The organism is Moraxella bovis (assembly GCF_002014975.1).
Taxonomy (GTDB): domain Bacteria; phylum Pseudomonadota; class Gammaproteobacteria; order Pseudomonadales; family Moraxellaceae; genus Moraxella; species Moraxella bovis.
Genome location: NZ_MUXV01000083.1, coordinates 1 through 539, shown reverse-complemented (window position 1 = coordinate 539; position 539 = coordinate 1). Strand labels below are relative to the sequence as shown.

At 39.5% G+C, this 539-nt stretch carries 1 protein-coding gene; it reads right to left on the bottom strand.

What is annotated here, in order from left to right; all coding sequences use genetic code 11:
* The coding region (locus B0182_RS13210) for a DDE-type integrase/transposase/recombinase (RefSeq protein WP_169836100.1) at nucleotides 1-539 on the bottom strand (539 nt) is incomplete at both ends.

Here is a 539-nt window from a genome sequence, read left to right as displayed (position 1 = left end):
AGCTTTGCCATTGGTTTGTGGTCTGCCTACTTTGGTAAATTTTTGGTTGATGTGGTTATCATAACATACTTTGACAAATTCATGCTGTGTTGTGCCTTTAAATTCAGTGCCATTGTCAGAGTAAATAACATCAATTTGGTAAGGACAAGGTTCTATCACTTGCTCTACCAGAAACTGTGCTGCACCAAAGGCTGTTTTGTCAGGCAGTATGGCAGCATACAGTTCACAAGAATAGTCATCTACGGCAACAAACAGATATTCTCTAGGACTGTTTGTACTTTGTCCTTTAAGTAAAGGTAAGCGTTTGGCATCTACATGAACCATCTCACCAAAATAGGACTTGTTGTATCGCTTGGCTTGCCTTTTGAGTTTGTCTTGAATGGATTTTTCAACCTTAGCCAAGCGTTTAATGCCATACTTGGCTTGTTTAAAGCGATTATTGGTACTGGTTTGAGGCTTAAGGAGTTTAATGCGAGCAAGTTTTAAGACCTTGTAAATGGTAGGTCTTGATACTTTGTACTCGAGTGCCAGTGAAGTCA